Genomic DNA, 12,892 nt, shown 5'->3' on the forward strand with positions numbered 1-12,892 from the left:
AAGGCCAGCCAGCTGAGGGCTGGCACACAGCGTTCGGTCAGGGCTGTTCCTGATCATCACGATCGGCCGCTTCTTCATCAGCAGCTTCGCTGGCGGATTCCCCTCCTGGGAATTCGGGGCGGTCGTGCAGGTAGTGGCGAGCCACATCAATAACGGCAATGTCGAGCAGGAATCGCCGCCCAAGCAGCACCGGGTAGCTCAGGTGGGTACGGTCATTGAGGGTGAACTCTACCTGTTCACGAATGGGACCAAGGGTCATCAGCAGGCTGACCACCGGACGACTTTCCTCACCATTGGCCTGAACGATGGTGACATTGCGCTTGACCGGTGCTTCGATCCACTTGTCTCGCACCGATTCGACCACAGAGTCCTTGTCGTTCAGCCCAAGCTTGAAACGAACCCACTCATCACCATCTCGTTCGAAGGTGGTGACATCGGTGGCGGACAGCGACGAGGTGTTGGCCCCGGAGTCGATTCTGGCCTTCAGATACGTGCCGACGTTGGGCAAGCCGACCCACTCGCTGCGCCCGAGCAGCTCCTTGTTGTCGATGCCAGACTCGGTAGAGGCCTCACACTGGGCAACCTGAACATTGGCCTGTGAGGTGTCTCGGTCCAATGCCTCAAGGTCGCTGCGGACGCCGCGGAGCAGACTGCCGACTTCACGGATATCGGCGGTCATGCGCAGGTCCTGGGCGCGCTGGGCGCTCAGCACATCCTCGGTAATGTTGCACTGGCCGGCCAGGCGGGTTTCCAGCCGCTGCATTTCAGCGTGAAATTCTGCCGGCGTAAGAGGCTCGGGGGGCGGTTGTGTATCGACCGGTGCCAGAGCACAGCCTCCCAGCATGACAGCGGCGGCCAGAGGAATCATACAGGTCGGTCGAAGAGGCATGACGCTAGCGTCCTTGTATCGGCATCGGCAAAAAGGTTTGGCTGACGGCCTGCGCCCTAATGACGCATCCGAATGAACCAAATTGAAGGGATGATAAGGAGCGATGCCTGCGCTGTCCATGCTGGCACATGGGCGAAAGGAGGATTCAAGTCCCGCTGGGTGCGTGGTTGGTGAAGGCGAGACGCACTGGCGGCGTCGCGGGAAGGTCGCAGGAGCGAAGTCCGTGCGTCATATCCAGCCCAGCACGGGCGTCCTCGCAACATGTAAGTGAACATAGCTACCGACCAAGCCGTCAGCAACGCTCGGTATATCAGCACTCTAAGGTAAATGTTGTGCCAATTATCGGTTTCAGCTCTCGTTCAGAACCAGGATCACTGAGCGATATTCGCGCTGTCTTGTCTGCTCAGTGATGCCGGGTTCATACTCAATTGGCTTTTACAGCACTGTCAGGCCCCTTCATGCCGAGGAAACCATCCTGGTGTGGTGCAGATGATGTGCCATAACTTATTGGGGATTGCATTCCTGGCAGGGTCTTGTGACATATCCATGGCCTTCCGGACGTGGGTTTCCTCGCCTGCCTTGGCGGGTTGTCCAAGGCCACCAGGTGCACCTTGTAGAGGGATCGCCCCGGTGTTCTCACCGGAGCGAGCGTGGGAGAGCGATGTGCAGGGGATTACCGCTTGGGGATCACAGTCGCTCCCTGAAGAACGGCACCAGGGCGTCGAGGGCCTGCCGCACCGGTTCGGGTTGGTCATAGAGGTCGTAGTGCGACCAGCCTTCGGCGACGACAATATGCTTATCCTTTGAGACGGCGCGGCCATAGATCTCCCAACCATCGCGATAGGCACCGAAGCCGCCGGGCTTGTCGCCGATGATCACCATTAACGGCTGGGTCAGCAGTACTTCCGCCTGCAGGAAGGCGTCCCAGCCCATCGCGGCGCTGTTGAAAGAGAACAGCCCACTGGTGGCGCCATTGGGTTGCTGGCCGCGGGGCGACTTGTAGTAGTCGGTGGCCTCCAGCACGTCGATGTCGTTGATACCGTTGTTCCGGCCATCCTCTACCGACGGCGGCAGATAGTCGATGATGTGACGTGGTGCGCCCTGGGCCTCTGCCGTGCGCTGCTGGGCCATGGCTTGAAGCGCGCCGATCGGGTCGAACTCGCTGAAGCTCTCGCGGATCAGTCGACCGAAGTTCACCCCCGTGATTGAGACCAGAGCCTTGATGCGATGATCTGTCATCGCTGCATGGATGGTGTAGCCACCTCCACCGCATACGCCGATGGCGCCGATCCGCTCGGCATCGACATAGGGCAGGGTGACCAGATAGTCGATGGCGAAACGGATGTCGGAGACGCGAATCGCCGGGTCTTCGATATAGCGTGGTGCGCCGCCGCTGGCACCCTGGAAGCTGGCATCGAAGGCCAGCACTACGAAGCCTTGCTCGGCGAGCGCCTTCGCGTAGACATTGCCGGACGTCTGTTCCTTGCAGCTGCCGATGGGATGGGTGCTGACGATGGTCGGATAGCGCCGTTTTTCATCGAAGGCCGGCGGCAGGTAGAGATCAGCCGAGGTTTCCCAGCCGAGATTCTGGTAGCTGACGTTCTGAACATGGCTCATGACGGACTCCTTCACGAATGGTGAGGTTTGACAGACAGAAGAGTGGTAGCTGAAGCACCCGGCAGGCACTTTGGCGCCCGCCTTCTCATTGGTCTGGATAGCTCTGGAAAGCTCTGGCTTTACAGTGTTTCCCGGAAGAACGGGGCCAACACCGATACGGCTTCCTCGACGTAACCGGGTACGTCATACAGCGACATGTGATTGGCGTTCTCCACCACATGGAAGCGCTTGTCCTGGCTGGCGGCGCGCGCATACAGGTCATCGCTCATCCACTTGCTGCCCGCCGCGCTGCCGGCCACCACCTGCAGGGGCTGGGTCAGAAAGGCCTCAGCCTTGTGATAGGCATCGTAGGTGATGATCTGGGTGAGGCTTCGAGCCGTCATAAAGCCGGGCGCATTCGGATGCTGGCAGCGCGGGGTGTGGTAGTACTCCCAGGCTTCTGCCAGTTCCTCGTTCGGCGCGTCTTCACGGCGCATCGGTGCCAGGGGCAGGGTGGCCAGATCACCGTTGCCAGCATCTTCGGTACGGGCCTGTGAGCCGTGCTGAATCAGCGGCAGGGCATCTGCATCGGCGACGCTGCCATCCCATCCGTTGCGGAACATCTGGCCGATATTCACCGCGCTCACGGTACCCAGCGCCTTGATGCGGCGGTCGTTAATGGCGGCGTTAGCGGTGTAGCCCCCGCCGGCGCAGACCCCCATAGCGCCGATGCGCTCGGCATCGATGTAAGACTGGGTAGTCAGATAGTCGATCACGGCGCTGATGTCTTCGGTGCGCACGTGGGGGTTCTCCAGCTGGCGGGGCTCGCCGCTGCTCGCACCCTGATACGAGGCATCATAGGCGATGGCCACAACACCGCCCTCCGCCAGGTGCTTGGCGTACAAGCCGGCGGTTTGCTCCTTTACGCCGCCACCAGGGTGCGAGACCACTACGGCGGGATAAGCCTTGCCGTCATCGAAGCCGGCAGGGAAATGAATATCCGCGGCGAGGGTGGTGCCTTGGCCGTTGAGGGTCGGGATGCTGACGCTTTTCATGCTGAGGCTCCTATCGGGATCATCGGGTGTGTACCGCTCAATACCGACAAGATTAGGAGCTCTACTGTTTTCGATAAACGGCTCTATAATGACATGACTGTTAAGTCACGGTTACCAATATGCCCTTGGATCCCACGCAATACCCGGGACTGGTGTGGTTCTTCCACATTGCCCGCCATCGCAGCTTCACCAGGGCCGCCACCGAGATGGAAGTGTCGCGTGCCGCGCTGTCCCAGCAGCTCAAGACTCTGGAGCAGCAGCTGAACGTTCGTCTGTTGAATCGAACCACTCGGAACATGTCATTGACTGAAGAAGGGCAGCGACTTTATGACTCGCTGAAGCCAGCTCTGGGGTCCATTGAGCGGGCCGTCTCAGAAGTGGGCGAGGCCCAGGCGGAGCCGTCGGGGGGCATCCGGATCAATACATCCCGGGTCGCGTCCCGACTGTTGCTGGAACCTCGAATGGACGAATTTCTCGCTCGCTACCCAAAGTTGCGACTGGAGCTCGTCATGAACGATGGCTTTTCCAACATCGTCTCCGAAGGGATGGATGCCGGATTGCGTCTCGGGGAGAGCTTGGATGAGCATATGGTGGCTGTGCCGGTGACACCGCCGATCGAGATGGCCATCGTTGCCTCTCCCGAGTACATCAAGCGGCACGGTATCCCGACGACGCCAGCCGATCTCGTCCAGCACAACTGTCTGGGTTATCGATTCGCGTCAAGCGGTGCGATCGATCGTTGGGGTTTTACCTCACCAGAGCCAGACGGGCGAAGCCTGGTGTTTGAACCCAAAGGAAACGTGATCTTCAATGATGACGACAGCATGTTGAATGCTGCAGTCAGAGGGGTCGGCTTGGTGAAGCATCTGGATCTGTGCGTCCGTCAGCAACTGTCGGACGGAACCTTGGTTCGGGTACTGCAGCCGTGGTGTCAGCCTTTTTCCGGGTTCTATCTGTACGTGCCATCGCGAGCGCACATGCCTGCCAAGATCCGAGCACTGATTGATTTCCTGGTAGACCAGCGATCGAGCTTCGAGCGGAAGTGATCGCGTGCAAAGGATCTCTTGGCATTGATCCCTGATGAAGGACGGGCCAGGGTAGGGCTCAGTGCTGTCTCGCCATTCGCGGGCCATTCGCGGGCCATTCGCTGGCTTAAAGCAGCTACCCAAGGCGATGCCTGAGCTCAAGGTATGCCACCAGTCCTGGTATCTCTGGATCAAGCCTGGTATCTCTGGATCCAGCGTTTTCGGGTCTGGGCTATCCAGGTCGATGCTTTCCACATCTCCCTTCACACTGCGTATTTAACATAATATAGATTATGCGAACTATTGAAGAATGGCTCACTGATGGCAGTCCCACCCGTTATTCCCTATATTTACTGTACGACACTTTTACAAGGATCTTTGCAATGTACAGTAAAATCCGATGGGTCGCCGGGCTGGCCGTGCTTCTGATATTGGTGAGTTGCGCCAATGTCGACGTCGCACGCTACGCTGGAACGACGCCGCGGCTCGATATCGCCGAGTACTTCGACGGCCAGACGCGAGCCTGGGGCATGGTCCAAGACTACAGCGGCGAGGTGCAGCGACGCTTCACCGTCGACATTGAAGGTCGCGTCGACGGCGATACCCTGACCCTGGATGAGCGATTCACCTACGCGGACGGTGAAAAGGACCGTCGGGTGTGGACCTTCGAGCGAGGTGACGGTGGACGCTGGCAAGGCCGTGCCAGCGACGTCGAGGGCGTTGTCATGGCACGTCAGGCGGGTCACGCCTTCCACATGCGCTACCCACTCGAGGTTCGTGTCGGCGAGCGGGACATCACCTTCACCATGGATGACTGGATGTACCTGCAGCCAGACGGTCGATTGATCAATCGCACCACCATGTCAAAGTTCGGTGTGACGCTCGGGGAAGTCACACTGGTGTTCGAGCGTACTCCCTAACCCTCCTACTTTTTTTCCTTGAACTGCTGGTAGGTCTCGCGGGCGCGCTCCAGATGTCGTGCCATGGCGGCTCTGGCAGCATCGGGCTGGCGTGACAGGATCGCGTCAAGCACGTCCTGATGCTCCGCCTCCACGCGCTTTAGATAGGTCACGCTGGATTCGGCATTGACTTCGCTGGACGCGAGTTTCGAGCGCGGAATGGCGCTCAGATCCAGCTGTTCCAGCGCCTGGGGGAAAAACGGGTTGTGCGTCGCCTGAGCGATGGCATGGTGAAAGTCGAAATCCTCGTTGCGTGCCTGACTGTGCTGTTGGCGCGCCTTGACGAAGGCTTGGTGAGATTCTTTAAGCCGATCGACATCCGCCAGCTCATGGCGCTCGGCGGCCAATGCCGCCGCCGCAGGCTCAAGGTTCAAGCGCAGTTCAAGCACGTGCAGGATATCTTCTACGGTGGTCGGCCTGATGCGCTTCGCTGGCATGGCTTCTGCGGGCGCCTGGCGAATAACGGTGGTGCCAACCCCACGCCTGGCCTCGACCAGGCCCAGGGATTTCAGATGGGCCACCGCTTCACGGATCACCGTGCGGCTGACGCCAAAGGAGTCGCACAGACCGCTCTCCGTGGGCAGTTTTTCGCCTACAGAGATGGTGCCAGCGGTGATCAACCCCTCCAGTTGGTCAGCCACATTCATGGAAAGGCTGCCCTCACGGGTCAGCTTCTTGACGTTGAGCGGTACCGGTTCCGTTCGGGGTACAGGCTTGGCTGCCATGGTCGATTCCTCTTCAGTGCGCATGCAGGACGCACGTCTTTCCGCAAAGCGTCATTGTAACAGGGTGTTGACGGCGGGTCTTTTAGGCGATCACCGCCGACATTCCTCATTATTTGGTACAGGGTCGCCCGCCTTGGCGATGCGCCACTGTGCCCATTGGTTCAATCATCCGGGTGGCCCTGGGCGGTAAATTTGCCGCCCTGAAAGCGCACGGCAGGGTCGTTCGGGTCCAGGCGCCCTTCCCTTGCCTCCGTCTGGGCTCTCCAGGGCTCCGAGCTGTCCTTGGGTACCCAGCCCAAGAATCCCGCCTCGCGGTTGTCCCACCATTGCTCGGCGTTGTTGGATGCGCCATACACCACGGTATAGCCGAGCTTGGGTGCAACGAAGGCGCGCTCCAATAATGCCACGAAGTCGTCGACGCTCATCCAGGTCGCCAGCATTCGAGTGTCGGCCGGTTCTGGAAAGCAGGAGCCGATCCGCACGGCGAGGGTTTCCACCCCGAATTTGTCAAAATACAGACTGGCCAGGTCCTCGCCGAAGCACTTTGACACCCCATACAAAGAGTCCGGTTTGTGCGGAACCCGGGCATCCAGACGTTCGGTGCGTGGATAGAAGCCGATGGCATGATTGGAGCTGGCGAAGACAATGCGCGAGCACTGCTGCTGCCGAGCCGCCTCGTAGAGATGATAGGTACCCATGATGTTGGCGGGCAGAATCTCCTGCCAGGAGCGCTCTACCGAAACGCCACCGAGGTGAAGAATGCCGTCGCAGCCGTCGACCAGGCGCATGACCGCAGCACCATCAGCGAGGTCTGCCCGCACGACTTCCTCGTTATCTGCCGTTGACCCGCCTGGTAGTTCCGCCACGTCGGACAGCCGAACGTGGCGAGCAAGACGGCCCAGGTGCGGTCGCAGGGCCTGGCCCAGTCCACCCGCTGCGCCGGTTACCAGTAGTCGATTCAGCATGTCAGTCTCCTTGATCTGTACGCCCGTTGAATGTCTCGACGGTTATCTCAATCCCGGCCAGGCTGAGCGTGCTGATGCTCATGCCCATTCACGGCCCGGTCCATCCACCGTTACTCTGCCGACAAGCCTGTTCTCAAGCATTCAGCTGGCAAACCCATACAGCGTGGCCGGGTTATCGACCAGGATCTTCTGACGTTGCGCTTGTGTTGCCCAGCTCAACAGAATATCCAGCTGGTCAGGGTCGTCCGGGTATTGCTCCCGTGGCACGCCGACATGTGGCCAGTTGCTGCCCCACAGGATTCGCTCTGGCGCGTGGGCGATCACCCTTCGAGCAATCGCGCCCACGTCCTCGTAGTGGGGTCCTCCGGTCACGCTCGATTCGTAGCCGGCGCAGATCTTGAACCAGGCATTGCCCCGATCCAGCAATCGCAGAATCGCGTCTACGCGGCGGTCATCAGCGGGAACTGGATCCATGAACTTGCCGATGTGGTCAATGATGTACGGGCAGTCGATGCCTTGTAAGGTTGGCAAGTGCTGGTCCAGCTCTCGGCCATTGAATTGCACCATCAAGTGCCAACCTAGTGGACGGATCAGCGGCTCGATCTGCTTGAGTTGAGCGATCGGCACGGCGCCACCGGGCAAGTTCATGATCCTGGCACCACGGATGCCTCGCGCGTGCCACTGCTCCAGAGTGCTCATCGAGGTATCGGGGGCCACCACGGCCACACCACGGGCACTATCAAGGCCGAGCTGGTCGAGGGAGCTCAGCAAGGCGCCATTGTCGAACTGGTAAGCGTTGGACTGGGTGACGACCACACGGTCCAGCCCCATCCAGCGTTGATAGCGACGCAAGTCGTCGACCGTCGCCAGTTCCTTGATCGGCGGTCCGCCTGGCTGAGCTTCAAAGCCCTCGAGATACAGGTGCACGTGACAGTCGGTAGCACCTGCCGGGGCTACCAGCCGAGGGTGGCGTCCTTCGAGTGGACGGGTATTGGCCGGAATCACAGGTTTGTCTCCTTGAGGGCGAAACGTGTCAGGGCGTCGCGATCGATGTCGATGCCAAGCCCAGGACCATCGGGGATCGACACCCAGCCGGCATCATGCTCCAAAGGCTTAAGCACCACGGCTTGCCGAAAGGGGTTGTGGGTACGGTCAAACTCCATGATGGGCTCGATAGGCTCGCGTCTCGGTGGGTTGGGTGGCAGCGCGGCCATGGCCTGAAGGCTGGCGGCAATACACACCGCAGTACCCCACACATGGGGAATCAACCGCACGCCGTGCAGCGCGGCCATGTCCACCACCCGGCGCATTTCGGTGAAGCCCCCTACCCCACAAATATCCGGCTGGCAGATGTCGATGGCCCGACTGGCGAGCGGCTCTTGCATGGCATAGCGGCCGTGCCAGTTTTCACCACTTGCCACCGGCAGCGGCTGACCTTCACGCACCGCGCGATAGGTCGCTATCTGCTCCGGCAGTACCGGCTCCTCGAACCAGTCCACCCCGAAGGCCGCCGCCTGACGTCCCACTTCAAGTGCTTCGAGCAGATCGTAACCGTGGTTGGCGTCGATCATCAGGCGACGCCGAGGACCGATGGCTTCCCGCACCGCAGCGATGACCCGCAGGTCCTCTTCGACGTTGAAGCCAATCTTGATCTTGACCCCGTTAAAGCCTTCCGCCGCATAGCCGGCGACCTCTGCCGCGATATCGCTGACGCGATCGACGCCGTCACGGCGAAAGGATCCAGTGGCGTAGGCCTCTACACGCTCTCTGAAGCGGCCTCCCAGCAACTCGGCAATGCTGGCCCCATAGTGCTTGCCCTTGATATCCCACAAGGCGATGTCGATGCCGCTGAGCGCGGTCATGGTCAGTCCACGCTGGCCTTGATCGCGCAACCGGTTGTACAGCTCGAGCCAGCGCTTTTCATGCTCGAGGGGGTTGGTGCCGATGAGGGACGAAGCATAGGTGGCCACCACCCCCGCGTTGGCCTGGGCGGGCCCCAGGCATTCGCCCCACCCCACGGTGCCATCCTCACAGGTGATCTCGACCAGGCAGTGCTGGCGGCGCTCGAAGCGCATGGAGGCACTTTCGAAGGCCTGGTCAAGAGGATGATCCAGTAGATGGGTCTGTACCTTGGCTATCTTCATGGGCGATGCTCCGACGTCTTCTGCAGTGGGTCTAGGGGCGTTCATTGCAGCCAGTTGGGTAGCGCCATGGACAGTGCCGGTACATAGGTCACCAGCATCAGCGCAGCAAACAACGCCAGATAGAACGGCCAGATGGTACGTACGGTCTGCTCGATCTTGATCTTGCCCACCACACTGCCGACGAATAGACAGGCGCCTACCGGTGGCGTGCACAGGCCGAGGCCAAGGTTCATCATCATCATGATGCCGAACTGGATCGGATCCATGCCGAACTGGGTGGCGATGGGCAGAAAAATCGGTGTACAGATCAAAATCAGTGCGGCCATGTCCATGATCATGCCCAGAGCCAGCAGGATCAGGTTGAGCATCAGCAGAATGGCGACGGGATTGTCACTGATGCCCAGCAGCGCCTCGGTGAGCAGCTCCGGCACGCTGTACAGTGCGAGCAGATAGGAAAAGGCTGACGCGCAGCCCACCAGAATCATCACCAGCGCGGTGGTTCGCACCGACTGGTAGACAGCCTGCTTGAACGAGGCCCAGTTGAGCTCGCGATAGACCAGTGCGGTGATGACGATGGCGTAGATCGCACCGAAGGCACCGGACTCGGTCACCGTCAGCACTCCGGAGAGTACGCCGCCGACGATGATCACCGCCGTCAGAAGTCCTGGCAGTGCCGCCGCAAGGCTGACCACCAGCGCCTGCCAGCCGGGGAAAGGCTCGCCCTGATACCCTCGTTTCACCGCGACCAGATAGGCAGCCAAGGCCAGTAGCGCGCACATCACGATGCCCGGCACGATGCCCGCCATGAACAGCTGGGTGATGGACAGACCGCCACCGGCTGCCACGGCATACAGAATCATGTTGTGACTGGGGGGGATGACGACGCCGGCCACCGACGAGGTGACGGTGACATTGACCGCATAGTCTGCGTCATAGCCCTTTTCCTTCATGACCGGAATCAGAATGGAGCCCAGCGCCGAGGTGTCGGCCACCGCAGACCCTGAAATGCCGCCGAACAGCATCGATGAGGTGACGTTAACCACCCCCAGTCCGCCTCGCACACGGCCCACCGCAGCGGAGGCGAGCCTGACCAGACGCTGGGAAATTCCCCCATGCAGCATCAGTTCGCCGGCGAAAATAAAGAACGGAATCGCCAGCAGGGAAAATACCGAGATACCAGAGAGAATCCGCTGGAACGCGACAAACAGTGGTAGGCCCTCGTAGAGGAAGCCGCCTACAGCAGCTAACCCAACCGCAAAGGCAACGGGAGCACCCACCGCAAGCCCGAGTGCGAACAGCCCAAAGACGATCGCCAGTCCCATGTTCAGGTCTCCTGTGTGGATGTCGGGTGGCCAGCGAGACGCCGGACAATGTTGACCAGGGCGAATAGCGACATCAGCACGCCGCAGATCACCAAGGGGGCCGCACGCCAACTTTCAGAAAGCCCGAGCATGGGAATCGGCCGGGCCAGGTTGGTCATCATCAACAGCCAGCCCTGCCACGCCATGAAACCGCCAAAGGCCAGCACAAACAGGTCAGCAAGATGGTGCATCAGCGTCTTTATCGGTCCGGGCATGGCATCCCTGAACAGATCGATGGACAGATGAGCGTTGTGGCGAACCCCCGCTGCGGTGCCAAGGCACGTGATGTACACCACGCACAGCAAGGCGGATTGCTCCACCCAGGTGGGCGTGTCATTGAGGATGTAGCGACCAAACACTAACCAGCCGAAGGTGATGATCAAAAACACCAGCAAGACCCCTGCCACCATGATGCAGCCGTGGGCCAGGCTATCCAGCAGCCGGTCCAGCGTATCCGGCGGCTGCCGCTGATAGCGAATCGAGCGGGATTCAGGCGACGCCGGCGGAAAGGCCCCGCGGCGCGTCGACGTTGACCCTTCCGAGGCGCTGGGTACTGGCTCCGCCGAAGACGATTGATGGGGTGCTTTCACACAGATACCTCCCTGCCGGCCCCATGCAGGGGCCGGCCTAGCCTGATCGCAGAGGAAACACGGCGTCATCGCCCGAGCGCATGAGTTGTTGCGTTGCGCGGTGCTCGAACACCTCACCTATGCCGCATGGGCTCCGACTTCTTCGCTTCCGGAGCCTTGCGTGTCATTGCGCTCGGCTGATGTCGTCAGTGCTTCCTTGGGCTGACGATGTCAGCGCGTCCGTGAGGTTAGTCGGCCTGCGCCGCGCGAATGTCATCGACCAGAGATGCAAGGTCGGGGTTATCGCTCAGGAAGCCGTCATAGACCGGTTCCATCAGCGTCTGGAAGGCCGTCTTGTCGGGCACTTCATTGATTTCGACGCCGGCATCAAGCGCCTTTTGACGGCTGGCCTCGGTGCGCTGGGCCCACAGCTCCCGTTGCTCGCTGGTGGCGATCGCCGCTGCCTCCCTGATGGCCGCTTGATCGTCGGCCGAGAGCTGCTCCCAGCTACTTCTGGCCACGCACAGGCACTCTGGAATCACCAGGTGATTGGTCAGCGAGTAATAGCGGGCTACCTCGTAGTGACCGCTGGACTCATAGGAGGGGAAATTGTTTTCCGCACCATCGATTACACCCGTGGTCAGCGACTGATAGACCTCCCCGTAGGCCATCGGCGTGGCATTACCGCCAAGAGCGTCGATCATCTCCACGTACAGGTCGTTGTTCATCACCCGCACCTTCATGCCCTTGACATCATCAGGGGTCTGCACCGGATGATCGGTGTTGTAGAGGCTGCGTGATCCGGCGCCAAACCAGCCAATAGCGATCAAGCCTTGCTCTTCCATGGCAGCAGCGAAGCGGTCACCGATCTCGCCGTCCATCAGCTCATACATGGCCTCTTCGCTTTCAAAGATGAACGGCAGTGACAGCACATTGGCCGCAGGCACCATGGGCCCCATCGGTCCCATGTTGAAATTGCCGAAGTCCAGCGCTCCATTGCGCGTCTGCTCTATGGCGTCGGGCTGATCTCCCAATACGGCATTGTGGTAGACCTTGGGGGTGATCCTGCCGTCGGTCTTGTCATCGACCTGCTTGGCAAAGGTCTCGAGCGCAATGCTATTGGGATACTCCGGTGGGTGAATGTTCCATCCCCGCCACTGTTCCGCCATGGCGGGGGTAGCAACAAGTCCCACGCTGGCAGTAACGGCAGCAAGAATGGCGGCGTTGGTGGCATGACGTGCAGAAGACATGGCGAGACCTCGTATCGACGTTATTGCTGTTGTTGTCATCTCTGGCCCGGAGGAATGCCCCTACCCTGCGGCCCTCCGTCCGGCGCCAGGCTCACACCTGACGTTGTTATATTATGTATGACAAAGTAGTGTCTTGAGCATCCAGATCGCAAGTCGCAAATAACATCTTTTGACTAAAGTGCAAGGTCTTCCCGTGAGCCAGCAACGGGACATATGAGCGCGAGTGTTATCTCGGCGAGTTACGGAGCCTCGGCGAGTCCAAGCTGCAGCGCGCCGATGCCAGACACCACCAGTGACCTTTGGTGGGCAGCGGAAACACGCAAGGTGTCAATAGTTGTAAATCCGCAATTCCAG

12 protein-coding genes are annotated in these 12,892 nt (G+C 60.2%); 2 read left to right on the forward strand and 10 right to left on the reverse strand.

Translation table 11 applies throughout. The features are described 5' to 3' along the window. Nucleotides 1-37: 37 nt before the first annotated feature. The 3 genes from KUW18_RS14810 to KUW18_RS14820 all read right to left on the reverse strand — a co-directional run bounded on the left by KUW18_RS14810 (nt 38) and on the right by KUW18_RS14820 (nt 3,540). Nucleotides 38-889 (reverse strand): ATP-dependent zinc protease, encoded by an 852-nt coding sequence (locus KUW18_RS14810; protein WP_206938746.1) that lies wholly within the window; start codon nt 887-889, stop codon nt 38-40. A 687-nt stretch (nt 890-1,576) separates the two neighbouring features. Next, nucleotides 1,577-2,506, reverse strand: a complete 930-nt coding sequence (locus KUW18_RS14815; RefSeq protein ID WP_206938744.1) for an alpha/beta hydrolase — start codon at nt 2,504-2,506, stop codon at nt 1,577-1,579. Nucleotides 2,507-2,625: 119 nt separating this feature from the next. Continuing rightward, a complete protein-coding gene (locus KUW18_RS14820; RefSeq protein ID WP_206938742.1) occupies nt 2,626-3,540 on the reverse strand; it encodes an alpha/beta hydrolase in 915 nt (304 codons plus the stop codon). A 119-nt stretch (nt 3,541-3,659) separates the two neighbouring features. Between KUW18_RS14820 and KUW18_RS14825 the strand changes: the two genes are divergently transcribed. Together KUW18_RS14825 and KUW18_RS14830 are read left to right on the forward strand one after the other, a co-directional pair. Further along, nucleotides 3,660-4,586 (forward strand): LysR family transcriptional regulator, encoded by a 927-nt coding sequence (locus KUW18_RS14825; protein ID WP_222561751.1) that lies wholly within the window; start codon nt 3,660-3,662, stop codon nt 4,584-4,586. A 362-nt stretch (nt 4,587-4,948) separates the two neighbouring features. Next, nucleotides 4,949-5,485, forward strand: coding sequence for a DUF3833 domain-containing protein (locus tag KUW18_RS14830; protein ID WP_206938738.1), 537 nt, complete (start codon nt 4,949-4,951; stop codon nt 5,483-5,485). A gap of 5 nt (nt 5,486-5,490) precedes the next feature. Here KUW18_RS14830 and KUW18_RS14835 read toward each other — a convergent pair whose 3' ends face one another. The 7 genes from KUW18_RS14835 to KUW18_RS14865 form a co-directional block, all read right to left on the reverse strand. After that, nucleotides 5,491-6,249 (reverse strand): FadR/GntR family transcriptional regulator, encoded by a 759-nt coding sequence (locus KUW18_RS14835; protein WP_206938736.1) that lies wholly within the window; start codon nt 6,247-6,249, stop codon nt 5,491-5,493. Nucleotides 6,250-6,410: 161 nt separating this feature from the next. Beyond that, a complete protein-coding gene (locus KUW18_RS14840) occupies nt 6,411-7,214 on the reverse strand; it encodes an NAD-dependent epimerase/dehydratase family protein (protein WP_206938735.1) in 804 nt (267 codons plus the stop codon). A gap of 141 nt (nt 7,215-7,355) precedes the next feature. Continuing rightward, nucleotides 7,356-8,219 (reverse strand): amidohydrolase family protein, encoded by an 864-nt coding sequence (locus tag KUW18_RS14845; protein ID WP_315900676.1) that lies wholly within the window; start codon nt 8,217-8,219, stop codon nt 7,356-7,358. Next, the gene (locus tag KUW18_RS14850) at nt 8,216-9,358 is read right to left on the reverse strand and encodes a mandelate racemase/muconate lactonizing enzyme family protein (protein ID WP_206938733.1); all 1,143 of its coding nucleotides are present in this window, start codon (nt 9,356-9,358) and stop codon (nt 8,216-8,218) included. The genes KUW18_RS14845 and KUW18_RS14850 overlap by 4 nt, the downstream gene beginning before the upstream one ends. Before the next feature lie 41 nt (nt 9,359-9,399). After that, nucleotides 9,400-10,680: a TRAP transporter large permease gene (locus KUW18_RS14855; RefSeq protein WP_222561752.1), complete on the reverse strand. Its 1,281-nt coding sequence runs from the start codon at nt 10,678-10,680 to the stop codon at nt 9,400-9,402. Nucleotides 10,681-10,682: 2 nt separating this feature from the next. Continuing rightward, complete coding sequence (locus tag KUW18_RS14860; protein ID WP_315900677.1) at nt 10,683-11,309, reverse strand: TRAP transporter small permease; 627 nt, start codon at nt 11,307-11,309, stop codon at nt 10,683-10,685. Nucleotides 11,310-11,536: 227 nt separating this feature from the next. Beyond that, the gene (locus tag KUW18_RS14865) at nt 11,537-12,538 is read right to left on the reverse strand and encodes a TRAP transporter substrate-binding protein (protein WP_206938729.1); all 1,002 of its coding nucleotides are present in this window, start codon (nt 12,536-12,538) and stop codon (nt 11,537-11,539) included. Nucleotides 12,539-12,892 lie beyond the last annotated feature (354 nt).

The sequence above is a fragment of the Halomonas sp. DP5Y7-2 genome (assembly GCF_019802025.1).
Classification (GTDB): Bacteria; Pseudomonadota; Gammaproteobacteria; order Pseudomonadales; family Halomonadaceae; genus Halomonas; species Halomonas litopenaei_A.

Bases quoted from the DNA above. Each gene is read 5' to 3' on its own strand.
- KUW18_RS14810 (WP_206938746.1), bottom strand. From the start codon at position 889: ATGCCTCTTCGACCGACCTGTATGATTCCTCTGGCCGCCGCTGTCATG.
- KUW18_RS14815 (WP_206938744.1), bottom strand. From the start codon at position 2,506: ATGAGCCATGTTCAGAACGTCAGCTACCAGAATCTCGGCTGGGAAACC.
- KUW18_RS14820 (WP_206938742.1), bottom strand. From the start codon at position 3,540: ATGAAAAGCGTCAGCATCCCGACCCTCAACGGCCAAGGCACCACCCTC.
- KUW18_RS14825 (WP_222561751.1), top strand. From the start codon at position 3,660: ATGCCCTTGGATCCCACGCAATACCCGGGACTGGTGTGGTTCTTCCAC.
- KUW18_RS14830 (WP_206938738.1), top strand. From the start codon at position 4,949: ATGTACAGTAAAATCCGATGGGTCGCCGGGCTGGCCGTGCTTCTGATA.
- KUW18_RS14835 (WP_206938736.1), bottom strand. From the start codon at position 6,249: ATGGCAGCCAAGCCTGTACCCCGAACGGAACCGGTACCGCTCAACGTC.
- KUW18_RS14840 (WP_206938735.1), bottom strand. From the start codon at position 7,214: ATGCTGAATCGACTACTGGTAACCGGCGCAGCGGGTGGACTGGGCCAG.
- KUW18_RS14850 (WP_206938733.1), bottom strand. From the start codon at position 9,358: ATGAAGATAGCCAAGGTACAGACCCATCTACTGGATCATCCTCTTGAC.
- KUW18_RS14855 (WP_222561752.1), bottom strand. From the start codon at position 10,680: ATGGGACTGGCGATCGTCTTTGGGCTGTTCGCACTCGGGCTTGCGGTG.
- KUW18_RS14865 (WP_206938729.1), bottom strand. From the start codon at position 12,538: ATGTCTTCTGCACGTCATGCCACCAACGCCGCCATTCTTGCTGCCGTT.